The sequence below is a fragment of the Pseudomonas sp. EL_65y_Pfl2_R95 genome, assembly GCF_963971045.1.
Lineage (GTDB): Bacteria > Pseudomonadota > Gammaproteobacteria > Pseudomonadales > Pseudomonadaceae > Aquipseudomonas.
On the sequence record NZ_CAXAOV010000006.1, the window covers coordinates 231,200 to 256,115 of the forward strand.

The window sequence follows — 24,916 nt, forward strand, 5'->3', positions numbered from 1 at the left end:
CGCTGGACGGCGTCTGTGCGGGCTTGTCAGGCAGGGTTAAATTGAACGGGGCCGCGACACCCTATCGAGCAGATATACCAGGCTGTGATAATCAATCCCGGCGTGCTCGCTCAACCCAATCTCGCAGGTGCGACTGGTGGAAATGCCTTCCTCGCAGATCTGTACTGCGTCCTTCAAGCCGCGCAACGCATGGGTGTTGAGCTCAGGTGTGGTAAAGCCTTTGTCGCCGGCAAAGCCACAGCAATGGATGCCTTCTGGAATAACCACCTGAGTCGAACAGCGCCTGGCAATGTCGATCAAGCCTTGAGCTTCACCGAGATGCTGGGTACTGCAGGTAACGTGCAAGGCAATGGGTTTGTCTTGCGGGGTTATTTCCAGACGATCGAGTAAATGCTCGCGAATAAATTTGACCGGGTCATTCACATTGAGCCGTGGGTCGATGCCATCTTGAATCAAGCGCAGTGTGCAGGGGCTGGTGTCGCAGTAAATCGGATCAAGCCCGCCACGGCTGGCTTTGAGTAAGGCGTCGACCAGCTCTGTGCGCTTGCGCTCGGCTTGTTCGGCATAGCCTTTGGACGCAAAAGGCTGGCCGCAGCAGAGGCTTTCCTGGCCTTCAGGAAACACCACCTGATAACCCGCTTTTTCCAGCAGGCTTCGGGTTTTGTCGATTAGTGGTGTTTGTTCGCTGTCACTGAATGCTGCGCCCATGGCCCGTGATACGCAGGCAGCCAGATAGACCACACGAGGGCGTGCATCATTGCTTGGCGCATGCACACGGATGGGCCGCACGGCCTGTGGCATTGCCGGTGTCCATTGTGGAATTCGCTGCTTGGAGACACGGCTCAAACGCGATGACAGGCTTTGCAGGCGAGGCGCACCGAGGAATTTACGCGCGCCATTGGCCAAGGTCAGCATGGCGCGCGTGCCGTTGAGCGCAGTCTCGAAATTGTCGGCAAGCCAGTCAGCACTGCGAATGCTGGTTGCCTCGCTGGCGCGTAATTTTCGTACCAGGTCGCCGGTATTGATGCCGACAGGGCAACGCTGCGCGCACAGGCCCGTCGCGGCGCATGTGTCGATTCCCTGGTAGCGGTAATCACGCTCAAGTGCGGTGGTATCAATGCCTTGGCGTTTTTTGGCCTGGATATCGCGCCAAACAACGATGCGTTGACGCGGGGTTAATGTCAGTCCTTTGGACGGGCAAACCGGTTCGCAAAAACCGCACTCGATGCATTTATCGACGATCTCATCGGCGGCAGGCAGCGGCTTTAAATGTTTTAAATGAATTTGCGGGTCTTCACTGAGCACTACATCCGGGTTGAGGATGCCTTTCGGGTCCAGCAGGCGCTTGATCTGCCACATCAGTTGATGGGCATCGCGGCCCCATTCCAGCTCAACAAAGGGGGCCATGTTGCGCCCGGTGCCGTGTTCCGCCTTGAGCGAGCCGCCGAACTCCACCGCAACCAACTGGGCAACGTCTTGCATAAAGGCTTCATAGCGGGCGACTTGCTCAGGTGCGTCAAACCCTTGGGTGAAGACGAAGTGAAGATTACCTTCCAGTGCATGGCCAAAAATAATCGCTTCGAAATAGGCGTGTTTATCAAACAGCTCCAGCAGACGATTGACGCCTTCGGCGAGTTTTTCCACCGGGAAGGTGACGTCTTCGATAATCACTGTGGTGCCGGTTTCACGCACCGCGCCAACGGCAGGGAAGGTGTCTTTGCGGATCTTCCACAGTTGGTTGTAAACCACGGGGTCGGTGCTGAAATCGACCTGCTTCTCTACCGGGAAGTGGCTGATGGATGCGCTGATCTGGTTGAGTTGTTCGGTCAGTAAAGTATCGCCAGCAGCGCGTGCTTCAATCAACAAGGCGCAGGCATTGGCTGAAAGTGCTTTGACCCAGTCCGGCATGCCTTTTTGATTCTCTACTGAGCGCAGGCTGCGCCGATCAAGCAGCTCAACGGCTGACACCGGCTGGCTTTTCAACACGGTGACGGCGTGGCAGCAGGTTTCGACATCCGGGAACACGATCAGCGCGCTGGCTTTGTGCGGATGATCGGGGACGGTGTCGTAGGTCACGGCGCTGATAAAGCCCAGTGTTCCTTCGGAACCGACCATCAGATGGCTAAGGATATCCAGGGGTTGATCGAAATCGACCAAGGCGTTGAGTGATAAGCCCGTGGTGTTTTTCAGGCGGTATTTGTGGCGAATCTTTGCCGCCAGCTCGGTGTTGGCGCGAGTTTGTTGGCCCAGCTCTTTGAGTTGCGCAAGCAGCTCGGCATGGCTTTGTTCAAAGCGAGTCACGCTGGCGCTGTCTTCAGTGTCGAGCACGCTGCCGTCTGCCAGCACCAAGCGAATGCCGGCGAGGGTGTGGTAGCTGTTTTGCGCAGTGCCGCAGCACATGCCGCTGGCATTGTTAGCGACGATACCGCCGATTTTGCAGGCATTGATTGAGGCCGGGTCCGGGCCGATCTTGCGTTGAAACGGCGCCAAAACCACGTTCGCCTGAGCACCGATGACGCCAGGTTGCAGGCGAATTTGCGCACCTTGCTGGCGGACCTCGCGGCCGTTCCAGTTGTCACCGAGCACGATCAACACCGAGTCGCTCAGGGCTTGGCCAGAAAGACTGGTGCCTGCAGCGCGAAAGGTCACCGCGACTTGCTGGGCGGCGGCGAGCTTTAATAAACCGACGACTTCCACCTCAGATTCAACCCGCACCACCAGCTTGGGGATCAGCCGGTAGAAACTGGCATCTGTGCCAAAGGCCAGGGTCGAGAGCGGATCATCAAACCGGCGCTCGGCTGGAATCAGGCGCTTAACTTCAGTCAGAAATACAGCAGGCAGGCTCATGCGAGCTCCGGGAATCATCGGTTGTTGAACGGGTAATCCAGCTGTAGCGAAGAGACCGTCTACGCGGTCTTATTGCTACAGCTTTGTACGTTTTGCTTAGCCGGTATCCGGCTTAGTGTTGCTTAGCGGCCTAGTTCGCGCACCAGAGACTCGGCGCTGATTTCACTGATCGATTTAGCACCGGTCAGCACCATTGCCACGCGCATTTCTTTTTCGATCAGATCAAGCAGGTTACTCACGCCCGCCTGGCCGTCTACAGCCAATGCATAAAGGAATGCGCGGCCGAGCATTACGGTGTCTGCGCCGAGGGCGATCATGCGTACCACATCAAGGCCGTTGCGGATGCCCGAATCAGCAAGGATTTTCAGGTCGCCTTTAACTGCGTCGGCAATGGCTGGCAGGGCGCGGGCGCTGGAAAGGACACCGTCGAGCTGGCGACCGCCATGGTTGGATACGACGATGCCGTCGGCGCCAAATTTGACCGCATCCTTGGCATCTTCGGCATCGAGAATGCCTTTGATGATCATTGGGCCGTCCCAGTAATCGCGAATCCATTCCAAGTCTTTCCAAGAGATGGACGGATCGAAATTATTCGCCAGCCAGCCGATGTAGTCAGCCAAGCCGGTTGGGTTGCCCCGATAAGTCGAGATATTGCCCAGGTCGTGCGGGCGGCCCAGCAAGCCAACATCCAGCGCCCATGATGGGTGAGTCATGGCTTGCAGCATGCGTCGTGCGGCTGCGTTCGGGCCGCTCATGCCGGAATGAGCATCGCGGTAGCGTGCGCCCGGGGTTGGCATATCAACGGTAAACACCAAGGTGGTGACGCCCGCGGCCTTGGCGCGCTCAAGGGCGTTTTTCATAAAGCCGCGATCTTTCAATACATAAAGCTGGAACCACATCGGCCGGTTGATGGCCGGAGCCACTTCTTCGATCGGGCATACCGACACGGTCGAAAGCGTAAAGGGAATGCCTTTGGCGTCAGCGGCGCGCGCGGCTTGAACTTCACCACGACGGGCGAACATGCCACATAAACCAATGGGGGCGATGGCCACGGGCATCGACAGGGTTTCATTAAACAGCTGGGTCTCCAGGCTGAGCTCCGACATGTTGCGCAGCACGCGCTGGCGCAAGGCGATGTCAGCCAGATCCGACACATTGCGACGCAGCGTGTGCTCGGCATAGGCGCCGCCGTCTGCATAGTGGAACAAGAATGGCGGCAGCTTGCGTTGAGCGGCGGCGCGGTAGTCAGTAGAGGCAGAGATAATCATCAATAAAACACCCTGTGATCGTGATTATGAGGATCTTGCCAAGCGGGCGCTGTCCTCGACTTTGCGTGCACAGCGTTGCGCGCGCTTTATAAACTTGGAGTTACTTAAAACACCTTGGCCAGCAGTGCCGGGCAAGGTGCTTTACAGCTTTTACGGCGTGACCAGTAACGGATCACTGATGCCCAGACCATACACCGCAATCATGGCAATGATGCCGGTGAATAGCACGTAGTACAGCGTAGGCCAGATGGTTTTGCGCAGCGTGGTGCCTTCGCGGCCGAGCAAGCCAACGGTGGCGGAGGCTGCGACCACGTTGTGAATGGCAACCATGTTACCCGCGGCTGCGCCGATCGCCTGGGCGGCAATAATCAGCGCGCTAGAGAAACCGAGGCTGGTGGCGACGCCAAACTGGAACTGGCTGAACATCATATTGCTGACCGTGTTGGAGCCGGCAATAAAGGCACCCAGCGCGCCAATGCTCGGGGCGAGCAACGGATAGATGCCACCTACGCTGTCCGCGACCCAGCGCGCCATGACGATTGGCATGCTGCCCAAGTCTGCACCATTTACCCCGGAGTTAATCAGGATGCGCACCATTGGCACGGTGAACAGCAATACAAAGCCGGCGCTGAGCAGTACCGAACTGGACTCCTTTACGGCGGCCGTCAATTCACGCACTTTCATGCCGTGCAGGAAGAAGGTGGCCAATACCACGGCGATCAGAATACCGCCCGGCAGGAACAGCGGCTGGAAGTTAGCGCTGACGCCAGCTTCGCCCAGTAGATCGGGGAAGTTGATGACCACCGCTTTAAGCGCATTGCCGACATCTGGGAATACGCGGCTGATAACCAGCAGCACGCCAACCAGCACGTAAGGTAGCCAGGCACGCAGCGAACTCATTGGCTTGTGGGCCAGCTCGTCGAGTTTCATCTCAACGGTGCCGATCCACTCAGCAGGCCAGTCTTTCGCCGGGGCAAAATCCCACGCGGTTTTCGGCACCAGAAAACCCATGCGCGCTGCACTGGTGACAATTGCCAAACCGGTGAGGCCGCCAATCAGAGACGGGAATTCAGGGCCGAGGAACACGCCGGTCAGGGCGTAAGGAATGGTAAAAGCCAAGCCTGCGAAAATCGCAAACGGCAGCACTTCCAATCCGGCTTTCCAGCTTTTTTCCTGACCAAAGAAGCGGGTCAGCATCATCGCCATAAACAGCGGCATCACCGTGCCAACGATGGCGTGGATGATTGCCACTTCGCTGGTGATCAGTTGCAGGAACTGCGCCCATGAAGAGCCATGCTCAAGCAGTTGCGCGCCAATGGTGTGGCTGTCGAGGCCCGTGCTGACACCGACAATAATCGGTGTGCCCACCGCGCCGAATGATACCGGCGTGCTTTGCACCAGCATGCCCATCAGCACTGCTGCCATGGCCGGGAAGCCAATCGCAACCAGCAATGGTGCGGCGATGGCCGCAGGCGTGCCGAAACCTGACGCACCCTCGATAAAGCAACCGAACAGCCACGCAATGATGATCGCCTGAATGCGGCGGTCCGGGCTGATAGTGGCGAAGCCCGAGCGAATCGCGGTGATGCCGCCGGAGTGTTTAAGGGTGTTCAGCAGCAAGATGGCGCCGAAGATAATCCACAGCAAGCCAAGGGTAATCAGCAGGCCTTGCAGGGTCGAAGCCAGAATACGGGTGAAGCTCATGTCCCAGGCCAGCAAACCAACTGCTGCGGTCAACAGGTAAACCAGAGGCATGGCGCGTTTAGCAGGCCAGCGCAGGCCGATCAGCAAAATGGCCGCGAGCAATATAGGCGAGAAAGCAAGTAAAGCGAGTACACCGGAAGTCATCTGTAATCTCCGCTCAGTAGCGCGTAGGTGTGACGTGGAGGTGCGGGCTGTTTGACGCAGCAATCATGACGAACCCCAAAGTTATTGTTATTAAGCGCCGAGTAAATTGGTAATACCAATTTACAAAGTACGGCGCTCAGGTTAAAAGTAGTGGGCTTGGCTGTCAAACCTCATGACTAAGACTTTCGTCGGATGGCGTGTTGTTGTGCGCGCAATGGTGACGATATAGGCTTGCGCTCTTGGCGCGATCCCTCGCGTTAAGTGGTCAAACCAGTAAGGATTAAGTATGGAAGTTGGACCTCTGCGTCAGCGACGTCTCAGTGATGACATCGTGGCGCAACTGGAAACCATGATTCTTGAGGGGTCACTCAAGGTTGGTGAGCGTTTGCCGGCCGAGCGAGTGCTGGCGGAACGCTTTGGCGTTTCGCGGCCGTCGTTGCGCGAAGCTATCCAGAAACTGGTCGCCAAGGGCCTGCTGGTCAGTCGTCAGGGCGGTGGCAATTATGTCGCGCAGACTTTGGGTTCAACCTTTAGCGACCCGCTTCTATTGCTGATGGAAAGCAACCCTGAAGCGCAGCGTGACTTGCTCGAGTTTCGCCATACGCTGGAAGGTTCGTGCGCTTATTACGCGGCGCTGCGCGCTACCGATCTCGACCTTGAACGTCTAAAGAAAGCCTTCGATGCGCTGCAGGATTGCTACAACCGCAGTGGCAAGGTCACCCGGGCAGAAGAGGGCGCGGCGGACGCGCAATTTCATCTGGCGATTGCCGAAGCCAGCCACAACGCCGTGTTGCTGCACACCATTCGGGGTTTGTTTGATTTGCTTAAACGCAACGTGGTGACCAACATCGGCGGCATGTATGAGCAGCGCACAGAAACCCGTGACATGCTGATCAATCAGCATCGGGCTTTATATGAGGCGATTATCGGTGGGCGTGCCGATGAGGCGCGAGCGCTGTCCAATCAGCACATTGACTATGTGCAGGAAGTGCTCGCCGAAGTGCAGCAGCAGGTGCAGCGAGAAGCCAGGGCGCAGCGCCGCTCGATCAATTGATCTGGCAGTTGTCTGGCGCCTGCGCAGTCAGGCTTTACTCTTTGCCTTTGGTGCGCATGGCGCGCTGGACTTCACGGTCGGCATCACGTTCTTTCTCGGTGTGACGCTTGTCGAAGTCTTTCTTGCCTTTCACCAGCGCAATGGTGCACTTGACCAGATGCGCCTTCCACTGAATCGACAAGGCGACGCAGGTATAGCCTTTCTGGTTGACGGCGCCAAATAGCTTTTCCAGCTCACGTTTGTTGAGCAAAAGCTTACGGGTGCGCGTCGGGTCTGCAATCACGTGGGTGCTTGCAGTGGTGAGAGGGGTTATGTGGCAACCCATCAGCCAAGCCTCGTCGTTTTTCAACAGCACGTAGCTGTCGGTCAATTGAGTCTTGCCGGCACGCATGCTTTTCACTTCCCAGCCGGCGAGCACGAGGCCTGCTTCGAACTTGGTTTCGATGAAATAGTCATGCAGCGCTTTTTTGTTAAGCGCGATGGTGTTTTCGTGCTGCTTCTTTTGTTTAGCCATAGGCGGCGCATTATAGGGAGTCGCAAGCGCTCGCGCTATCGGCTGATGCACGACAATTAATTATTTGCCTGTTGTGGGACGCATTGTACGTGGCATGCAGGGTTGAGCCGTCTCGTGTTATCTCGGACAATGCGCGATCTTTTTTTCGCATGCATAACAGGCTAGCCACACATGGCAAACGATAAAGTCTCGATTCACGGCGCTTGGGCCAGCCGCTGGGTGTTCATTTTAGCGGCCACCGGCTCGGCAGTCGGGTTGGGAAATATCTGGAAATTCCCTTACATGACGGGACTTTACGGTGGCGGAGCATTTGTTGCCATGTACCTGGTGTGCATTGCTCTGGTCGGTTTGCCGATCATGCTGGCTGAGACCTTGATTGGTCGTCGTGGCCGGCAGAGCCCGGTCAATTCGATGCGCAGTTTGGCCAAAGAATCAGGCGGTTCTCGATATTGGTCGGTTGCAGCAGTGATCGGCATGGTCGCAGCGCTGCTGATTCTGTCGTTCTACAGCGTGGTTGCAGGCTGGTCTCTGGATTACATCATCGGAATGGGGCGTGGTGATTTCAGTGGGATCACTGCCGAAGGCGCCGGTAAGGCATTCGGCGGCCTGACTGAAAATCCATGGCGTCTGACCTTGTGGCACACACTGTTTATGATCGGCACCGGTTTTGTCATCGCCAAAGGTGTGGTCGCCGGGCTTGAGCGCAGTTTACGGATCATGATGCCCATGCTCTTTGTGTTGCTGCTGATCCTGCTGGGTTACAGCTTCACCACTGGGCACTTTATGCAGGGTTTTCATTTCCTCTTCCATTTTGATCCAAGCAAGGTGCAGGGCGGGATTCTTGCGGCCATGGGCCATGCCTTCTTCACGCTCAGTGTCGGTGTCGGCTCAATCATGGTTTATGGCTCTTATATGCCGAAGAAATCTTCCATTGGCGCTACGGTGCTGACGGTTGGACTGCTCGATACCCTGGTAGCGCTGACGGCTGGCTTGGCCCTCTTCCCGATTGTGTTTGCTGCCGGGCTGGAGCCGGGCGGTGGGCCGGGGCTGATGTTTGTCACCCTGCCTATTGCCTTTGGTAATGTGGCCTTTGGTCAAGTCATGGGCTTGGTCTTTTTCGTATTGGTTGCCTTGGCCGCCTGGAGCTCGTCTATTTCGATGCTTGAGCCAGCAGTTGCTTACTTTGTTGAGCGCACCGGGCGTAGCCGTGCAGCGGTGACCAGCGCCCTGGCCTTATTTTGTTGGCTGGTGGGCATGGGCACAGTGCTATCGTTCAATGTGGGGGCCGACGCTAAGTTCTTTGTATTTGCCAAAGATGGCTTCCACCTGTTTCAGTGGGGCGCAGAAGGCGGCAAAAACTTCTTTGAGGGGATCGATTACCTCACCAGTCGTATTTTGTTGCCGATTGGTGGCTTGGCATTTGCCATGTTTGCGGGCTGGGTCATGACTCGGGACGCGGTGCGTGATGAGTTATCGATCAAAAGCCCGCTGTTGTTCAATATCGCCCTGTGGCTGGTTCGCGTTGTGGCGCCTATTGGTGTTTTGATTGTGTTTATTGCAGAACTGACAAAGTGAGAATTATGTTCGTGTTGCATGAAGTTGCCGGTTTATGAGTACGCATATTCAGCGTTCGGCGCTGCTGCCATACCCGGCGCAAGCGCTGTATGACTTGGTCAATGATGTGGCGAGCTATCCTGAGTTCCTGCCTTGGTGCTCCGCCTCTGAAGTGCTGGAAGTCAGCGACGTGCTAATGGTTGCCAGCTTGGAAGTTGCCAAGGCGGGCTTTAGCCAGCGCTTTGTTACGCGCAACACCTTGGTTCCGGGGCAATCGATCGAGCTGAATCTTGAAGATGGCCCCTTTAGCCATTTTCATGGGCGTTGGGACTTCAAGCCGCTGGGCGATAAGGCCTGTAAGATCAGCCTGGACCTGACCTTTGATTATTCAGGGTCCATCGTCCGCGCAACCCTTGGGCCGTTGTTTAATCAGGCGGCAAACACCTTGGTCGATGCGTTCTGCCAGCGCGCTAAAAATTTATACGGGTAGCCGGTTTTATGGATAGCAAAACCATTGTGGCGGAAGTTGTGTATGCCTTGGCCGATAAGCAAAAACTGCTGCGGTTGAGCCTGCCTTACGGCACCACAATGCGTCAGGCAGTCATGCAGTCGGGGATGCAGGTCCATTTTCCCGGTCTGGATTTAGCCAATAGCCCGTTGGGCATCTTTGGCAAGGCTGTGGCCAAGCCTGAAGAACGCGTGCTTGAGGATGGCGAGCGCGTAGAAATTTATCGCCCCTTGATCGCCGATCCGAAAGAAGTGCGTAAGCAACGCGCCGCGAAAGCGGCCAAGGCCAAAGAAGAGGCCGCACAAGAGTCGCTGTGAAGTCTTCTCAGGCGCTTCGAGTTGCAATACGAAGCGTTTTCGACAATGAATCAAACAACCAGATGCTCAAACACGCACAGATATTCGGATATTTGTGGCGATGAATGGTGGCCGAAAAGAGCGTCGACTACCCTGCGGGAGTAGCGCGCTGTAGGGCTTGCGTAGGGTGTGGCAACGCGAAGCTTGCCCACCATGGGCGGGCAACGCAGGGCATAAGGTTAAATGGTTTGTTCGAGCGTTTGTGGCGACGAATGGTTGCCAAATAGACCATCGACCGACGTACCAGATACAAAAAAACCGGTTTTAAACCGGTTTTTTTGTATCTGCCGTTTGGAGACCGTTATTCGGTTTCCAGCGGCTCAGGTGAAGGCACAGCAGCAGGTTCTGCGCTGTCGACGTCATCCTGGATTTGTTCCAGCAGCGAGCCCGGAGCAGGCGGCTCTTCGTCGACTTTCGGCGTATCGACCTTCGGCTGCTCCTGGTTGTCATCAGTCGGCGTGACAGTCGTCCCAGGCTCATCGCCCATGATTTCCTGGTCACGGCTGACGCCCGGCTTGAAGTCGCCGGCCAGGCCTGTGAGCTGGTCATTGTCGTCAAACACTAGACTGACGCGCTCTTGCAAGCGCTGGCGACCACCTGGCTGCATGCTGTACAGATAATCCCAGCGATTTGCATGGAATGTATCGGTGATCAGCGGGTTACCCATAATAAACCGCACTTGTTTGCGGGTCATTCCTGGGCGCAACTGGTCTATCATGTCTTGTGTAACGACATTGCCCTGTTGAATGTCGATTTTATAAACCCCGGGGAATGAACAACCGGCGAGTGCGATGAGCCCCGTAAAGGTGAGGCTGGTCAGCAGGAGCTTGGTTTTTTGCATCGGTGCGTGACTTCCACTATCTTGGCTGGGCAACGTAAACCCCGATCATACCCGTAATAAGGGAAGCTGCGAAACCGCTTCCTCGAGAAAGCAGACCATGGTTGAAAATAACGAACTACGCAAGGTTGGCCTGAAAGTAACCCTACCACGGGTTAAAATCCTGCAAATGCTGGACAATGCAGGTCAACGCCACATGAGTGCAGAAGATGTCTACAAGTCGCTGATGGAGGCGGGTGAGGACGTTGGTTTGGCCACTGTTTATCGGGTGTTGACGCAATTTGAGGCCGCAGGCCTGGTTGTTCGTCATAACTTTGATGGCGGCCATGCAGTGTTTGAATTGGCTGACGGCGGCCACCACGACCATATGGTGTGTATGGAGACGGGTGAGGTTATCGAGTTCTTCGATAGCGAGATCGAAAAACGTCAAAAAGAAATTGTAGCTGAGCATGGTTTTGAGCTCGTCGATCACAATTTGGTGCTCTACGTGCGTAAAAAGACCTGAGGAATTTTGCGGGGAGCTCCGTGAATTTCCATCACCACGCGGGCAGTTTGCGCGGGTGATTAAAAAAGGCGACCCGTTGGTCGCCTTTTTTGTGGTTTTTTTCAGGCCTGGGCGCTGCTGACCATTTGTCGGGCGTGGGCGATGGACTCGTCGGTCAGGTCGACGCCGCCGAGCATCCGGGCGATCTCTTCAACCCGTTGGTCGTTGCTGAGCTTGCTGACGGCGGTGCGTGTGGCGTCATTGCCACGGGCCTTGTGCACGAACAGGTGCTGATGGCCTTGCGCAGCCACCTGCGGCAGGTGGGTCACGGTCAGGACTTGGCCGCGACCGCCCAAGCGGCGTAGCAGTTGGCCGACGACTTCAGCCGTGGGGCCACCAATGCCCACGTCGACTTCGTCGAAGACCAGGGTTGGCACCCGCGAGGTTTGTGCGGTGATCACCTGAATCGCCAAGCTGATGCGCGACAGTTCACCGCCCGATGCCACTTTGGCCAGGGCTTTGAGTGGCTGGCCGGGGTTGGCGCTGACTAAAAACTCAACCTGTTCCATGCCATTGGCATGGGGCTCTGGGTTGGGGCTGACCTGAAGTTTAATGCTGAAGCGGCCACCGGGCATGCCCAGGGTTTGCATTTCCTTCTCTACCGCTTTGCCGAGTTTTTCCGAAGCCTTGTTGCGCAGGCGGCTAAGTTCGCTGGCCTTTTGCTGGTAATGGCGTTCAAAAGCGCCGAGCTCTTCGCTCAGGCGCTCGGCGGCTTGGTCGTCGGCATTCAGGCTTTCCAGTTCATCGAACAATTGCTGCTGCATGTGCGGCAATTGATCAGGCTGGATACGGTGCTTACGGGCCAAGGTATAGATGGCATCAAGGCGTTCCTCGAGGGTTTGCAGGCGCTCGGGATCGGCATCGAAGTGATCGATAAAACGGTTGAGTTCGCCGACCGCCTCTTCAACTTGAATTTGTGCATTGGCGAGCATATTACTCGCCTCTGTCAGTGCGCCGGGCTGGCCTTGAAAGCCGCTCAGACGGTTGAGACTGCCGGTGAGGGCGGATAACACGTTGCCCGCGTCGCTATCGCTGCACAGCTCCAATACCTGACGGCAAGCGCCGAGCAAGCTCTCGGCATTGGTCAGGTTTTTGTGTTCTTGCTCAAGCTGTTCCAACTCGTTATCCACCAGCGCCAGGTTATCCATTTCTTCCAGCTGATAGCTGAGCAGTTGATGGCGCGCGCGTTGTTCATCGCCAATGCTGGAGATGCGTTCCAGTTCGCTCCTGGTCTGCTTCCAGCGCTGTGCGGCCAGGGAGACCTGGCGGGCGAGGTCTTGGCTGCCGGCGAATTCATCGAGCAGGCGCCTATGGGTTTCGGCTTTGAGCAACGATTGGTGCTCATGCTGGCTATGGATATCGATCAGCAACTCGCCAAGGGCTTTTAAATCGGCTTGCGGGCAGGGCGATCCGTTGATGTAGCCACGCGAGCGGCCTTCAGCGGTGATCACCCGGCGCAAGATACACGGCCCGTCGTGGTCCAGGTCGCGCTCAGCCAGCCAGGTGCGCGCCTCGGGGATGTCGTCCAGATCGAAACTGGCGAGAATGTCTGCTTTATCGGCACCGGGGCGTACTACACCGCTGTCTGCGCGGTCGCCGAGTGTCAGTCCGAGTGCATCGAGCATGATTGATTTGCCGGCACCGGTCTCGCCGCTGATCACGCTCATGCCGCGCTCCAGCTCTAGGTCGAGATGTTCAACGATTGCGTAATTGTGTACGGACAGGTGCACCAGCATGGCTCGGTCTCCGAGGTGTATGACATGGTTATTTATACAGTAGTTTTTTCCTTGCTGGCAATATCCTTCTCAGGCGTGTGTGTAATCTTGCGCTTTTGCCAGCGGTTAACCCTTGAAGCGCCGGAAACCGCCCCCATATACCTGTGCAGAAGCGTGAATTAAGACTCACGCCAGTTATTTAGAGGAGAAATGAGGCATGGCTGACGAACAGACCCTGGATACGCAGATTCCCGAGGCAGATGCAGCAGTAGATGCAGCGCCGGGTGATGAACTGGCTGCTCGCGTGCAAACGCTGGAAGAGCAGTTGGCAGCTGCGCAGGATCAATCGCTGCGCATGGCTGCTGACCTGCAAAACGTTCGCCGTCGCGCAGATCAGGATGTTGAAAAGGCGCACAAGTTTGCCTTGGAAAAATTTGCCAATGACTTGTTGCCGGTCGTCGACAGTCTGGAACGTGGCCTTGAGCTGTCGAGCCCGGATGACGACGCGATCAAAGCAGTGCGTGAAGGCATGGAACTGACCCTGAAGCTGTTTCGCGACACGCTGTCGCGTCATCAGCTTGAAGCGATCGACCCGCATGGCCAGCCATTCAACCCTGAGTTGCATCAGGCGATGGCCATGCAGGAAAGCGAAAACCTGGAACCAAACAGTGTGATTCAGGTGTTCCAGAAGGGTTATCAGCTGCACGGTCGCCTATTGCGTCCGGCGATGGTTGTCGTGAGCAAGGCACCTGCCGCGCCGACACCATCAATTGATGAAAAGGCTTGAAATTAAATTTTCAGCCCCCATTAAACAGTCAAGCGTTTTAGTGCTGCCGCAGCTGACTCAAAGTCGGCGCGGAATTATCAAAGTTTCGGGAGAGTAATCATGGGTAAAATTATCGGTATTGACCTGGGGACAACCAACTCCTGCGTCTCCGTTCTTGAAAACGGCAAAGCTAAAGTTATTGAAAACGCCGAAGGCGCGCGCACCACTCCATCGATCATTGCTTATGCAAATGATGGCGAAATCCTGGTGGGCCAGTCGGCTAAGCGTCAAGCAGTGACCAATCCGCACAACACCCTGTACGCGGTGAAGCGTTTGATCGGTCGTCGTTTTGACGAAGAAGTTGTACAGAAAGACATCCAGATGGTGCCGTACAAAATTGTCAAAGCTGACAACGCGGACGCTTGGGTTCAAGTAAACGATCAGAAAATGGCGCCGCCACAGATCTCGGCTGAAATCTTGAAAAAGATGAAGAAAACCGCCGAAGACTACCTGGGCGAAGCGGTAACTGAAGCGGTAATTACCGTTCCGGCTTACTTCAACGACAGCCAGCGTCAAGCAACCAAGGACGCCGGCCGTATTGCGGGTCTGGATGTTAAGCGAATCATCAACGAACCGACCGCAGCCGCTCTGGCTTACGGTATGGACAAGGCTAAAGGCGACCACACTGTCATCGTTTATGACTTGGGTGGCGGTACCTTCGACGTTTCGGTTATCGAAATTGCCGAAGTTGATGGCGAGCACCAGTTCGAAGTGTTGGCGACCAACGGTGACACCTTCCTCGGTGGTGAGGACTTTGACATCCGCTTGATCGACTACCTCGTTGACGAATTCAAGAAAGAAAGCGGCATGAACCTCAAGGGTGATCCGCTGGCGATGCAGCGTCTGAAAGAAGCTGCTGAAAAAGCCAAGATCGAGTTGTCTTCAAGCCAGCAGACTGACGTCAACCTGCCGTACATCACTGCAGATGCGTCCGGTCCTAAGCACTTGAACGTGAAAATCTCGCGTTCGAAGCTGGAGTCGCTGGTTGAAGACCTGGTTCAGCGCACAATCGAGCCTTGCCGCATCGCGTTGAAAGATGCTGGTGTGGACGTTGGCGCGATCAACGACGTGATTCTGGTCGGTGGTCAGACCCGTATGCCTTTGGTGCAGAAGTTGGTGACTGACTTCTTCGGCAAAGAAGCGCGTAAAGACGTTAACCCGGACGAAGCGGTTGCCATGGGCGCTGCAATTCAGGGTGCTGTGCTGGCGGGTGACGTTAAGGACGTATTGCTGCTCGACGTATCGCCTCTGACCCTGGGTATTGAAACCATGGGCGGCGTGATGACTGCGTTGATCGAAAAGAACACCACGATTCCGACCAAGAAGTCGCAAGTGTTCTCGACCGCCGATGACAACCAAGGCGCTGTGACTATTCACGTGCTGCAGGGCGAGCGTAAGCAAGCTTCGCAGAACAAGTCGCTGGGCAAGTTCGATCTGGCTGAGATTCCACCTGCTCCACGCGGCGTGCCGCAGATCGAAGTGACCTTCGATATCGATGCCAACGGCATCCTGCACGTAGGCGCCAAAGACAAGGCGACTGGCAAAACCCAGTCGATCGTGATCAAGGCGAACTCGGGTCTGTCCGAGGAAGAAATCGAGCAAATGGTGCGTGACGCCGAAGCTAACGCTGACGAAGACCGCAAGTTCGAAGAGATGGCAACTGCACGCAACCAGGGCGACCAACTGGTTCACGCAAGCCGCAAAATGATCACCGAGGCTGGCGACAAAGCCACTGAGGAAGAGAAAGCGGCCATCGAGAAAGCCATTGGCGAGCTCGAAGTTGCAGTCAAAGGCGACAGCAAAGAAGAGATCGACGCTAAAGTGGCGGCACTTTCGGAAGCGACTGCACCTCTGGCGCAGAAGATGTATGCCGAGCAGCCACAGCCGGGCGCTGAAGCCCAGCCAGAAAGCAACGATCAGAACGCTGGCGATGACGTTGTTGATGCTGAGTTTGAAGAAGTCAAAGACAACAAGTAAGCGCACGCTTGCTAGGTGCATCCCCGGTGTTTTCGTGGATGCACCAAGGCTCCAGCCGGTTGTGGCGTGAGTCATAACCTGTATGATCCGCCGCGCGGGAGCTTGCTCCCGCGTTGGCGTGTCTGGAGGGAATGATTTGCAAGGCGTTAATCAGAGACGCAGGTGCGATAGCTTATTAACGATTTGTTTGAGGTGTTGAGGATTTATGTCTAAACGTGACTATTACGAGGTGCTCGGTGTTGAGCGCGGCGCCAGCGAAGCTGAGCTGAAGAAAGCTTACCGACGCCTGGCGATGAAGCATCACCCGGACCGTAATCCTGACGATAAAGTCTCGGAAGACAAGTTCAAGGAAGCCAACGAGGCTTACGAAGTGCTGTCTGATTCGAGCAAGCGTGCCGCTTATGACCAATACGGTCATGCAGGTGTAGACCCGCAAATGGGTGGCGCCGGTGCCGGCGGTGCAGGTTTCGGTGGGGCGAATTTTTCCGATATTTTCGGTGATGTATTCAGTGACTTCTTCGGTGGCGCTGCAGGTGCTGGCGGTCGGGGTCGTGGTGGTGCGCAGCGCGGTAGCGATCTGCGTTACACCCTTGAACTGGATCTCGAAGAGGCTGTGCGCGGCACTACGGTGACCATTCGCGTGCCGACCTTGGCTAACTGCAAGACCTGCGACGGCTCGGGTGCCAAGAAGGGCACCACGCCTGTGACCTGTACCACCTGTGGCGGTATTGGCCAGGTGCGCATGCAGCAGGGCTTCTTCTCGGTGCAGCAGACCTGCCCGCGTTGCCACGGCAGCGGCAAGATGATCACTGACCCTTGTGGCGATTGCCATGGTCAGGGGCGTGTTGAAGAGCACAAGACGCTGTCGGTTAAAGTGCCGGCGGGTGTTGATACGGGCGACCGTATCCGTCTCTCGGGTGAAGGTGAAGCGGGCGCCATGGGTGGCCCGGCAGGCGACCTGTATGTGGTGGTGAATGTGCGCGAGCACGCGATCTTCCAGCGTGACGGCAAGCACCTGTATTGTGAAGTGCCGATCAGCTTTGCCGATGCGGCGCTGGGTGGCGAATTGGAAGTACCGACACTGGATGGTCGGGTCAAGCTGAAGATTCCGGAAGGTACGCAAACCGGTAAGCTGTTCCGCCTGCGTGGCAAGGGTGTTGCACCCGTGCGTGGCGGTGGCGCCGGCGACTTGATGTGCCGTGTAGCCGTTGAGACCCCGGTCAAGCTTGATCGTCGTCAGCGTGAATTGCTTGAAGAGTTCCGCAAGTCGATCGACGGCGATAGCTCGCACTCGCCGAAAGCCAATGGCTGGTTCGAAGGTGTGAAGCGTTTCTTCGGCGACCTGTAACGGTTACAGAAGTAGTACGCTGAGTAACTTCCTAAGGAGCCTTTGAAAAATGTAGCGAGCGACGGGAGTGCGAGGCGAGAAGGTGCGAGAAAGCGGAGTTTACTGCAGTAAATGAGCATTTGATTCGCATGGCTCACCCCTTCGGGGCCGTACTAAAGTACGTTCAGCCTAAAGGCTGTGAGCAGCTTTTCAACACGGCAATACCTAGCGCAGTAGTTTTTCAGGGGTTCCTAAAGGCCGGGTGGCGTGGTCATCCGGCCTTTATGTTTTCAGATTGGAGCAGATTGATATGCAACGTATTGCCGTGATGGGCGCCGCTGGGCGTATGGGGAAAACCCTGATTGAAGCGGTTCAACAGGCGGATGGCGCAAGCCTGAGCGCAGCAGTTGATCGCCCGGATAGCAGTCTGGTGGGCGCCGATGTTGGCGAGTTGATCGCCGTTGGCAAGATCGGCGTAGCGCTATCGGGCGATTTGAGCGCCGTGCTCGATGATTTCGATGTGTTGATCGACTTCACCCATCCAACCGTCACCCTGAAAAACCTTGAGATCTGCCGCAAGGCGGGCAAGGCGATGATCATCGGCACCACGGGTTTCAGCGTTGAAGAAAAGCAGTTGCTCAGTGAAGCGGGCAAGCAGATCCCAATCGTCTTCGCGGCTAACTTCAGTGTTGGCGTCAACCTGTGTCTGAAGTTGCTCGACACCGCAGCACGGGTGCTGGGTGATGAGGTTGATATCGAAATCATTGAAGCCCATCACCGGCACAAAGTGGATGCGCCATCTGGCACCGCTGTGCGCATGGGCGAAGTGGTTGCCAAAGCCCTGGGTCGTGATCTGGAAAAGGTTGCAGTCTATGGTCGTGAAGGCCAGACAGGTGCCCGTGAGCGCGAGACTATCGGCTTTGCCACTGTGCGCGCGGGTGATGTAGTGGGTGATCACACCGTATTGTTCGCCGCAGAGGGCGAGCGGGTGGAAATCACCCATAAAGCCTCAAGCCGTATGACCTTTGCCAAGGGCGCCGTGCGCGCTGCTTTATGGCTTAAAGACAAGCCTGCTGACTTATACGATATGCAGGATGTTTTAGGTTTGAATTGAGCCACTCGATCAGCGGCAGGGAATCGATGAATTTTTAGCGCAAGTTGGGTGGACCAAAAAGCCACCTTCCTGTAAGCTTTCTGCTTTAGTGTGCCCACTAAAAGTTACGCAGAATGAATTCATAAAAAAAGCGGGATGACGGTTCACACGTCATCCCGCTTTTTTACAATCTGCGTTTGCTTCAAGCTTTGATCTTCGGAGGTTTTCTTGAGTAAGCCAGCCCCTAAAGCTGCCATTTTGGCTCTTGCTGATGGCAGCATTTTTCGTGGCGAGGCCATCGGTGCCGATGGCCATACAATCGGTGAGGTGGTTTTCAACACCGCCATGACCGGCTATCAGGAAATCCTTACCGATCCTTCCTATGCCCAGCAAATCGTTACCCTGACTTACCCGCATATCGGCAATACCGGCATTACGCCGGAGGACGCTGAATCGAATCGCGTTTGGGCAGCCGGTCTGATTATTCGTGATCTGCCGCTGATCGCCAGTAACTGGCGCAGCAAGCAGCCGCTCGATGAATACCTGAAAGAAAACGGCACTGTCGCCATCGCCGGTCTCGACACCCGTCGCCTGACACGCATTCTGCGTGAAAAAGGCTCGCAAAATGGCTGCATCTTGGTCGGCGACGACGCCACTGAAGAAAAAGCCCTCGAATTGGCGCGTAGCTTCCCTGGCTTGAAGGGTATGGATCTGGCTAAAGTCGTCAGTTGCACTGAGCAGTACGAATGGCGCTCGACCGTTTGGGATCTGAAAACCGACAGCCACGCTGAAGTGCCTGCCAGTGAACTGCCTTATCACGTGGTCGCGTTCGACTACGGGGTCAAGCTGAACATCCTGCGCATGCTGGTCGCTCGCGGCTGCCGAGTGACGGTTGTGCCGGCGCAAACGCCAGCCAGCGAAGTCTTGGCGATGAATCCAGACGGTGTGTTCCTGTCCAATGGCCCGGGTGATCCTGAGCCGTGCGACTACGCCATCGCGGCGATCAAGGACGTATTGGAAACCGAGATTCCGGTTTTCGGTATCTGCCTTGGCCACCAGCTGCTCGCGCTGGCCTCAGGTGCCAAAACCATGAAAATGGGCCACGGCCATCACGGTGCCAACCACCCGGTACAAGACCTCGATTCAGGCGTGGTGATGATTACCAGCCAGAACCACGGCTTTGCGGTGGATGAGTCGACCTTGCCAGGCAATGTTCGGGCAATTCACAAGTCGCTGTTCGATGGCACCCTGCAGGGCATCGAGCGTACCGACAAAGTTGCGTTTAGCTTCCAGGGTCACCCTGAAGCAAGCCCAGGTCCGAACGACGTCGCGCCACTGTTTGACCGCTTCATCGAAGCCATGGCCAAGCGCCGCTAAGCCTGCTGACTGTGACCAACGGATTCGAGTGAGTAAAAATGCCAAAACGTACTGATATAAAAAGCATCCTGATCCTCGGCGCCGGCCCGATTGTTATCGGCCAGGCCTGCGAGTTTGATTATTCCGGTGCTCAAGCCTGTAAAGCGCTTAAAGAAGAGGGTTTCCGGGTCATCCTGGTGAACTCCAACCCAGCCACGATCATGACCGATCCGTCGATGGCGGATGCCACCTACATCGAGCCGATCAAGTGGTCGACTGTGGCCAAGATCATCGAGAAAGAGCGTCCAGATGCACTGCTGCCAACCATGGGCGGCCAGACTGCACTGAACTGCGCACTCGATCTTGAGAAGCACGGTGTGCTGGAAAAGTTCGGCGTCGAAATGATCGGCGCCAATGCTGACACCATCGACAAGGCTGAAGACCGTTCACGCTTTGACAAGGCGATGAAAGACATCGGCTTGGCGTGCCCGGTTTCCGGTATTGCGCACAGCATGGAAGAGTCCTACGCGGTTCTCGAAAAGGTCGGCTTTCCGTGCATCATTCGACCGTCCTTCACCATGGGCGGCACCGGTGGCGGTATTGCTTACAACCGTGAAGAGTTCGAAGAAATCTGTGCCCGCGGTCTTGACCTGTCACCGACCCGCGAGCTGTTGATCGACGAATCATTGATCGGTTGGAAAGAATACGAAATGGAGGTTGTCCGCGATAAGAAGGACAACTGCATTATCGTCTGCACCATTGAGAACTTTGACCCGATGGGCGTGCACACCGGTGACTCGATCACTGTTGCGCCGGCGCAAACCCTGACTGACAAAGAATTCCAGATTCTGCGTAACGCCTCCCTGGCTGTTCTGCGCGAAATCGGCGTTGAGACCGGTGGTTCGAACGTACAGTTCGGCATTTGCCCGAACACCGGCCGTATGGTCGTGATCGAGATGAACCCGCGTGTATCGCGGTCCTCGGCACTGGCATCGAAAGCCACCGGCTTCCCGATTGCTAAAATCGCAGCCAAGCTGGCGGTCGGCTACACCCTCGATGAGCTGTCCAACGACATCACTGGCGGTCGTACCCCTGCGTCGTTCGAGCCCGCTATCGACTACGTCGTGACCAAGATCCCACGCTTCGCCTTCGAGAAATTCCCGAAAGCCGACGCCCGTCTGACCACCCAGATGAAGTCAGTTGGGGAAGTCATGGCCATCGGTCGCACCTTCCAGGAGTCCTTGCAGAAAGCTTTGCGCGGTCTGGAAGTGGGCGTGGCGGGTCTTGATCCGAAGCTCGATTTGAAAGACCCGGAAAGCGAAAGCACGCTCAAGCGTGAGTTGATTGTGCCGGGTGCAGATCGCATCTGGTTTATCGGCGATGCCTTCCGTGCAGGCAAGACGGTCGAAGAAGTGTTCGCCCTGACCAATATTGATGAGTGGTTCCTGGTGCAGATCGAAGATCTGATCAAGGATGAAGAGCGCATCAAGACTCAGGGCCTGACCAGCATCGACCGTGATGTAATGTTCAAGCTCAAGCGCAAAGGTTTCTCTGATGCGCGCCTGGCCAAGCTGCTGGGTGTGACCGAGAAGAACCTGCGCAGCCACCGCCACAAGTTGAAGGTGCTGCCGGTTTACAAGCGCGTTGACACCTGTGCTGCCGAGTTCGCCACAGACACCGCTTATATGTACTCGACCTACGAGGAAGAGTGCGAGGCGAACCCGTCGAGCCGCGACAAGATCATGATCCTCGGCGGCGGTCCAAACCGTATTGGCCAAGGTATCGAGTTCGACTATTGCTGCGTACATGCGGCGCTGGCGATGCGTGAAGACGGGTACGAGACCATCATGGTCAACTGCAACCCGGAAACCGTATCGACCGACTACGACACCTCTGATCGCTTGTACTTCGAGCCAGTAACCCTGGAAGACGTGCTTGAGATCGTCCGTGTCGAGCAGCCTAAAGGTGTGATCGTGCAGTACGGCGGGCAAACCCCGCTAAAACTGTGCCGCGCCCTTGAAGAGGCAGGCGTGCCGATTATCGGCACCAGCCCGGATGCTATCGACCGTGCCGAAGACCGTGAGCGCTTCCAGCAAATGGTTGAGCGTCTGAACCTGCGTCAGCCGCCAAACGCCACAGCGCGTAGCGAAGACGAAGCCTTTGCCGCCTCGAAAACCATCGGTTACCCGCTGGTTGTGCGTCCGTCCTATGTGTTGGGCGGCCGTGCCATGGAAATCGTTTATCAGGAAGACGAACTGCGCCGCTATATGCGTGAAGCGGTTCAGGTCTCCAACGACAGCCCAGTGCTGCTCGATCACTTCCTCAACTGCGCAATCGAAGTCGATATCGATGCGGTCAGCGATGGCGAGCAAGTGGTGATTGGCGCAATCATGCAGCACATTGAGCAAGCGGGTGTTCACTCCGGTGACTCTGCCTGTTCGCTGCCGCCATACTCGCTGCCAGCGCACATCCAGGACGAGATTCGTGATCAGGTCAAGAAAATGGCCCTTGAACTCAACGTCATTGGTTTGATGAACGTGCAGATGGCCGTGCAGGGCGAGGACATCTTCGTTATTGAAGTGAACCCGCGTGCATCGCGTACTGTGCCGTTTGTCTCCAAGTGCATCGGCGAGTCGCTGGCTAAAGTTGCAGCGCGCGTGATGGCGGGCAAGACCTTGGCCGAGATCGGCTTCACCAAGGAAATCATTCCACCGTTCTTCAGTGTCAAGGAAGCGGTGTTCCCGTTCGCCAAGTTCCCGGGTGTTGACCCGATCCTCGGCCCGGAAATGAAATCCACCGGTGAAGTCATGGGCGTTGGCGATAGCTTCGGCGAAGCCTTTGCCAAGGCTCAACTGGGTGCGAGCGAAATTCTGCCGAACTCAGGCTGCGCTTTTATCAGTGTGCGTGATGATGACAAGCCGCAAGCGGCTGACGTTGCACGTGACCTGATTTCGCTGGGTTTCGAAGTTGTGGCCACCGCAGGCACTGCTAAAGTGATCGAGGCTGCGGGCTTGCCTGTGCGCCGCGTCAACAAGGTGACTGAAGGTCGTCCGCATGTTGTCGATATGATCAAGAATGACGAAGTCACGCTGATCATCAATACCACTGAGGGGCGTCAGTCGATTGCTGACTCTTACTCGATCCGTCGTAACGCTCTGCAACACCGGATCTGCTGCACAACCACCCTGGCGGCGGGTGCAGCAATCTGTGAAGCGCTGAAGTTTGGTCCAGAGAAGACCGTGCGCCGCTTGCAGGATCTCCATGCAGGAATCAAGGCATGACTAAATACCCAATGACAGTCCAGGGCGCTCGCGCCCTGGAAGAAGAACATTTGCACCTGACCAAGGTGGTGCGTCCCAAGCTCAGCGAAGACATCGGTACTGCGCGTGAGCTGGGCGACCTCAAGGAAAACGCTGAATACCATGCTGCTCGTGAGCAGCAGGGTATGGTTGAGGCGCGTATCCGTGATATCGAAGGGCGCATGCAGAATGCCCAGATCATCGATGTCACGGCCATCCCTCACACCGGCAAGGTAATCTTTGGCACCACCGTTGAGATCGCCAACTGCGAAACCGATGAAAGCGTGACCTACCAGATCGTCGGTGACGACGAGGCTAATATCAAGCAGGGCAAGCTTTCGGTGAGTTCCCCTATTGCTCGCGCCTTGATCGGCAAGGAAGAGGGTGATGTCGCCGTGGTTAAAACCCCGAGCGGTATGATTGAGTACGAAATTGTCGAAGTCCGTCATATTTAAGTCGGGTGATGCGCGGGCAGTTCCGCAAGGGGCTGTCTCGCGACTGAATGCGGGCTCGATCAGTTGGCTAATCGCCCAGACGTTCTGGGTGGGTGGAATTTGGCTGCTGCAATTTCTGGTGATGCCAGCGCTGTCCAAGCTGGGGCTGGCGCCGCTACTGATTGATGATTTGGACAATTCCCTGAAGCCCTTGTTGATAGGGTTGGCGGGATGCTGTGCGGTATTGCAGGTGTTTGTGCTGATTGCGGCGGATGGTTTATCCAGCGTGTGGCGCGACATTCGCGGGCAGTTGCTGCTCACGGTGTTGTTGATGGTTGCGGGCTACTTTGCCGTGCACTGGCTTGGCGTTCAGGCGCCACGCTGGCAGTTGTTCAATTATATGGTATTGGCGTTCTGTGGCTTGCTGCTGGTGCTGCAACCAGTGCCCGGTAAGCGCGCTTGACGCTTGCTTGATCCATCCACCTCCAGTTGTGGTGGATGGTCGAGCGTTACGCATCAGCCGTGATGACGGTGGATGTTCGACAGGTTTTTATTGACTTTCGGGTTTTTGCGGTAGATCAGCGCCATTTTGCCGATGATCTGTACCAATTCAGCGTTGACCGACTTGCACAGTTCATTGATCGCAGTGATACGGTCTTCGCGCTCAGTGATGCGGACCTGTACCTTGATCAGCTCATGATCGTTAATTGCGCGCTCTAGTTCGGCTAGAACGCCCTCGGTCAAACCGTTATCGGCAACCATTACTACCGGTTTCAGGTGGTGGCCGATAGACTTGTATTGTTTCTTCTGCTCTTGAGTGAGCGGCATAATCTGAACCCTGCGTTTGATCTGGTGAATAATATGGTGCTCAGTTTACCCGAGCGCTTTAATGCTCGCCCAGAAATTCACACATGTTATTAGAGGTGCCACGTGGCGCGTTCCAAAACTAGCCAGCGTTGGCTGAAAGAACACTTCGATGATCCTTACGTCAAAATGGCGCAAAGGGACGGCTATCGTTCGCGAGCCAGTTACAAGTTGCTGGAAATACAGGAAAAAGACCGAATCCTTCGGCCCGGTATGACCGTGGTCGATTTGGGCGCCGCGCCCGGTGGCTGGTCACAGGTCACAAGTCGGGTGATTGGCGACAAGGGCACTTTGATCGCATCCGACATCCTGGAAATGGACAGCATCCCCGATGTGACCTTTATCCAGGGCGATTTTACCGAGGATGAAGTGTTCGCGCAGATTCTGGAAGCCATCGGAAATAATCCGGTAGACCTTGTGATTTCCGATATGGCCCCCAATATGAGTGGAGTAAGGACAGCAGATCAGGCCCGTGCAATGTATTTGTGCGAACTGGCGCTGGACTTGTCTGCGCGGGTGCTCAAACCGGGTGGTGATTTTTTGATCAAAATCTTCCATGGCGAAGGTTTCGATACCTACCACAAGCAGGTGCGTGAAATGTTTGAGAAGGTGCAAATGCGCAAGCCTTTATCTTCTCGTGACCGTTCACGTGAGCAGTACATGCTCGGCCGCGGTTTTCGCGGTAATTAATCGG

Annotated in this window: 21 protein-coding genes; 14 read left to right on the forward strand and 7 right to left on the reverse strand. The window is 56.0% G+C overall.

Translation table 11 applies throughout. From position 1 onward, the window contains the following. Nucleotides 1-36 precede the first annotated feature (36 nt). The 3 genes from AACY09_RS19220 to AACY09_RS19230 form a co-directional block, all read right to left on the reverse strand. Complete coding sequence (locus AACY09_RS19220) at nt 37-2,847, reverse strand: FAD-binding and (Fe-S)-binding domain-containing protein (protein ID WP_339490298.1); 2,811 nt, start codon at nt 2,845-2,847, stop codon at nt 37-39. 122 nt (nt 2,848-2,969) lie between these two features. After that, the gene (lldD, locus tag AACY09_RS19225) at nt 2,970-4,115 is read right to left on the reverse strand and encodes an FMN-dependent L-lactate dehydrogenase LldD (RefSeq protein WP_339490300.1); all 1,146 of its coding nucleotides are present in this window, start codon (nt 4,113-4,115) and stop codon (nt 2,970-2,972) included. Between the two features lie 150 nt (nt 4,116-4,265). Next, complete coding sequence (locus AACY09_RS19230; protein WP_339490302.1) at nt 4,266-5,963, reverse strand: L-lactate permease; 1,698 nt, start codon at nt 5,961-5,963, stop codon at nt 4,266-4,268. A gap of 286 nt (nt 5,964-6,249) precedes the next feature. Here AACY09_RS19230 and AACY09_RS19235 point away from each other — a divergent pair, with 286 nt between their 5' ends. Continuing rightward, nucleotides 6,250-7,017, forward strand: coding sequence for an FCD domain-containing protein (locus AACY09_RS19235; RefSeq protein WP_339490304.1), 768 nt, complete (start codon nt 6,250-6,252; stop codon nt 7,015-7,017). A 34-nt stretch (nt 7,018-7,051) separates the two neighbouring features. Here the strand turns inward: AACY09_RS19235 and smpB are convergent, their stop codons facing one another. Next, on the reverse strand, nt 7,052-7,531 hold the full coding sequence (gene smpB / locus AACY09_RS19240; protein ID WP_339490305.1) for an SsrA-binding protein SmpB: 480 nt from the start codon (nt 7,529-7,531) through the stop codon (nt 7,052-7,054). A 171-nt stretch (nt 7,532-7,702) separates the two neighbouring features. Here smpB and AACY09_RS19245 point away from each other — a divergent pair, with 171 nt between their 5' ends. From AACY09_RS19245 to AACY09_RS19255, 3 genes are read left to right on the forward strand one after another with little or no spacing between them, the layout of a single operon-like run. After that, nucleotides 7,703-9,106 (forward strand): sodium-dependent transporter, encoded by a 1,404-nt coding sequence (locus AACY09_RS19245; RefSeq protein ID WP_339490306.1) that lies wholly within the window; start codon nt 7,703-7,705, stop codon nt 9,104-9,106. Nucleotides 9,107-9,140: 34 nt separating this feature from the next. Beyond that, on the forward strand, nt 9,141-9,575 hold the full coding sequence (locus tag AACY09_RS19250; RefSeq protein ID WP_339490307.1) for a type II toxin-antitoxin system RatA family toxin: 435 nt from the start codon (nt 9,141-9,143) through the stop codon (nt 9,573-9,575). Nucleotides 9,576-9,583: 8 nt separating this feature from the next. Continuing rightward, nucleotides 9,584-9,910 (forward strand): RnfH family protein, encoded by a 327-nt coding sequence (locus AACY09_RS19255; RefSeq protein WP_339490308.1) that lies wholly within the window; start codon nt 9,584-9,586, stop codon nt 9,908-9,910. 340 nt (nt 9,911-10,250) lie between these two features. On the opposite strand, the gene AACY09_RS19260 is transcribed toward AACY09_RS19255, so the two are convergent. Then, on the reverse strand, nt 10,251-10,790 hold the full coding sequence (locus AACY09_RS19260) for an outer membrane protein assembly factor BamE (protein WP_339490309.1): 540 nt from the start codon (nt 10,788-10,790) through the stop codon (nt 10,251-10,253). A gap of 97 nt (nt 10,791-10,887) precedes the next feature. Here AACY09_RS19260 and fur point away from each other — a divergent pair, with 97 nt between their 5' ends. Further along, nucleotides 10,888-11,292, forward strand: coding sequence for a ferric iron uptake transcriptional regulator (gene fur, locus AACY09_RS19265; protein WP_339490310.1), 405 nt, complete (start codon nt 10,888-10,890; stop codon nt 11,290-11,292). 101 nt (nt 11,293-11,393) lie between these two features. On the opposite strand, the gene recN is transcribed toward fur, so the two are convergent. After that, nucleotides 11,394-13,067 carry a DNA repair protein RecN gene (recN, locus tag AACY09_RS19270; protein ID WP_339490312.1) on the reverse strand — a complete coding sequence of 558 codons (1,674 nt, stop codon included), beginning with the start codon at nt 13,065-13,067 and terminating at the stop codon, nt 11,394-11,396. Between the two features lie 196 nt (nt 13,068-13,263). Between recN and grpE the strand changes: the two genes are divergently transcribed. The 8 genes from grpE to AACY09_RS19310 all read left to right on the forward strand — a co-directional run bounded on the left by grpE (nt 13,264) and on the right by AACY09_RS19310 (nt 23,821). Then, the gene (gene grpE, locus AACY09_RS19275) at nt 13,264-13,833 is read left to right on the forward strand and encodes a nucleotide exchange factor GrpE (RefSeq protein ID WP_339490313.1); all 570 of its coding nucleotides are present in this window, start codon (nt 13,264-13,266) and stop codon (nt 13,831-13,833) included. A 99-nt stretch (nt 13,834-13,932) separates the two neighbouring features. Continuing rightward, nucleotides 13,933-15,849 carry a molecular chaperone DnaK gene (gene dnaK, locus AACY09_RS19280; protein ID WP_339490314.1) on the forward strand — a complete coding sequence of 639 codons (1,917 nt, stop codon included), beginning with the start codon at nt 13,933-13,935 and terminating at the stop codon, nt 15,847-15,849. A gap of 205 nt (nt 15,850-16,054) precedes the next feature. Continuing rightward, nucleotides 16,055-17,197 (forward strand): molecular chaperone DnaJ, encoded by a 1,143-nt coding sequence (dnaJ, locus tag AACY09_RS19285; RefSeq protein ID WP_339490315.1) that lies wholly within the window; start codon nt 16,055-16,057, stop codon nt 17,195-17,197. 289 nt (nt 17,198-17,486) lie between these two features. Continuing rightward, nucleotides 17,487-18,290 (forward strand): 4-hydroxy-tetrahydrodipicolinate reductase, encoded by an 804-nt coding sequence (gene dapB / locus AACY09_RS19290; RefSeq protein WP_339490317.1) that lies wholly within the window; start codon nt 17,487-17,489, stop codon nt 18,288-18,290. A 207-nt stretch (nt 18,291-18,497) separates the two neighbouring features. Further along, nucleotides 18,498-19,646 carry a glutamine-hydrolyzing carbamoyl-phosphate synthase small subunit gene (carA, locus tag AACY09_RS19295; protein ID WP_339490318.1) on the forward strand — a complete coding sequence of 383 codons (1,149 nt, stop codon included), beginning with the start codon at nt 18,498-18,500 and terminating at the stop codon, nt 19,644-19,646. A gap of 38 nt (nt 19,647-19,684) precedes the next feature. Continuing rightward, complete coding sequence (gene carB / locus AACY09_RS19300) at nt 19,685-22,906, forward strand: carbamoyl-phosphate synthase large subunit (protein WP_339490319.1); 3,222 nt, start codon at nt 19,685-19,687, stop codon at nt 22,904-22,906. After that, the gene (gene greA / locus AACY09_RS19305; RefSeq protein WP_339490320.1) at nt 22,903-23,379 is read left to right on the forward strand and encodes a transcription elongation factor GreA; all 477 of its coding nucleotides are present in this window, start codon (nt 22,903-22,905) and stop codon (nt 23,377-23,379) included. The genes carB and greA overlap by 4 nt, the downstream gene beginning before the upstream one ends. A 43-nt stretch (nt 23,380-23,422) precedes the next feature. Then, nucleotides 23,423-23,821 carry a DUF4149 domain-containing protein gene (locus AACY09_RS19310; protein ID WP_339490508.1) on the forward strand — a complete coding sequence of 133 codons (399 nt, stop codon included), beginning with the start codon at nt 23,423-23,425 and terminating at the stop codon, nt 23,819-23,821. 53 nt (nt 23,822-23,874) lie between these two features. Here the strand turns inward: AACY09_RS19310 and yhbY are convergent, their stop codons facing one another. Then, complete coding sequence (yhbY, locus tag AACY09_RS19315) at nt 23,875-24,186, reverse strand: ribosome assembly RNA-binding protein YhbY (protein WP_339490321.1); 312 nt, start codon at nt 24,184-24,186, stop codon at nt 23,875-23,877. Nucleotides 24,187-24,288: 102 nt separating this feature from the next. Here yhbY and rlmE point away from each other — a divergent pair, with 102 nt between their 5' ends. After that, nucleotides 24,289-24,912, forward strand: coding sequence for a 23S rRNA (uridine(2552)-2'-O)-methyltransferase RlmE (rlmE, locus tag AACY09_RS19320; protein ID WP_339490322.1), 624 nt, complete (start codon nt 24,289-24,291; stop codon nt 24,910-24,912). Nucleotides 24,913-24,916 lie beyond the last annotated feature (4 nt).

Excerpts from the sequence above, each read along its gene's own strand:
- lldD (WP_339490300.1), bottom strand. The coding sequence starts at position 4,115 with ATGATTATCTCTGCCTCTACTGACTACCGCGCCGCCGCTCAACGCAAG.
- dnaK (WP_339490314.1), top strand. The coding sequence starts at position 13,933 with ATGGGTAAAATTATCGGTATTGACCTGGGGACAACCAACTCCTGCGTC.
- greA (WP_339490320.1), top strand. The coding sequence starts at position 22,903 with ATGACTAAATACCCAATGACAGTCCAGGGCGCTCGCGCCCTGGAAGAA.
- AACY09_RS19235 (WP_339490304.1), top strand. The coding sequence starts at position 6,250 with ATGGAAGTTGGACCTCTGCGTCAGCGACGTCTCAGTGATGACATCGTG.
- fur (WP_339490310.1), top strand. The coding sequence starts at position 10,888 with ATGGTTGAAAATAACGAACTACGCAAGGTTGGCCTGAAAGTAACCCTA.
- AACY09_RS19220 (WP_339490298.1), bottom strand. The coding sequence starts at position 2,847 with ATGAGCCTGCCTGCTGTATTTCTGACTGAAGTTAAGCGCCTGATTCCA.
- dnaJ (WP_339490315.1), top strand. The coding sequence starts at position 16,055 with ATGTCTAAACGTGACTATTACGAGGTGCTCGGTGTTGAGCGCGGCGCC.
- grpE (WP_339490313.1), top strand. The coding sequence starts at position 13,264 with ATGGCTGACGAACAGACCCTGGATACGCAGATTCCCGAGGCAGATGCA.
- carB (WP_339490319.1), top strand. The coding sequence starts at position 19,685 with ATGCCAAAACGTACTGATATAAAAAGCATCCTGATCCTCGGCGCCGGC.
- AACY09_RS19245 (WP_339490306.1), top strand. The coding sequence starts at position 7,703 with ATGGCAAACGATAAAGTCTCGATTCACGGCGCTTGGGCCAGCCGCTGG.
- yhbY (WP_339490321.1), bottom strand. The coding sequence starts at position 24,186 with ATGCCGCTCACTCAAGAGCAGAAGAAACAATACAAGTCTATCGGCCAC.
- AACY09_RS19250 (WP_339490307.1), top strand. The coding sequence starts at position 9,141 with ATGAGTACGCATATTCAGCGTTCGGCGCTGCTGCCATACCCGGCGCAA.
- dapB (WP_339490317.1), top strand. The coding sequence starts at position 17,487 with ATGCAACGTATTGCCGTGATGGGCGCCGCTGGGCGTATGGGGAAAACC.
- AACY09_RS19255 (WP_339490308.1), top strand. The coding sequence starts at position 9,584 with ATGGATAGCAAAACCATTGTGGCGGAAGTTGTGTATGCCTTGGCCGAT.
- smpB (WP_339490305.1), bottom strand. The coding sequence starts at position 7,531 with ATGGCTAAACAAAAGAAGCAGCACGAAAACACCATCGCGCTTAACAAA.
- AACY09_RS19260 (WP_339490309.1), bottom strand. The coding sequence starts at position 10,790 with ATGCAAAAAACCAAGCTCCTGCTGACCAGCCTCACCTTTACGGGGCTC.
- recN (WP_339490312.1), bottom strand. The coding sequence starts at position 13,067 with ATGCTGGTGCACCTGTCCGTACACAATTACGCAATCGTTGAACATCTC.
- AACY09_RS19230 (WP_339490302.1), bottom strand. The coding sequence starts at position 5,963 with ATGACTTCCGGTGTACTCGCTTTACTTGCTTTCTCGCCTATATTGCTC.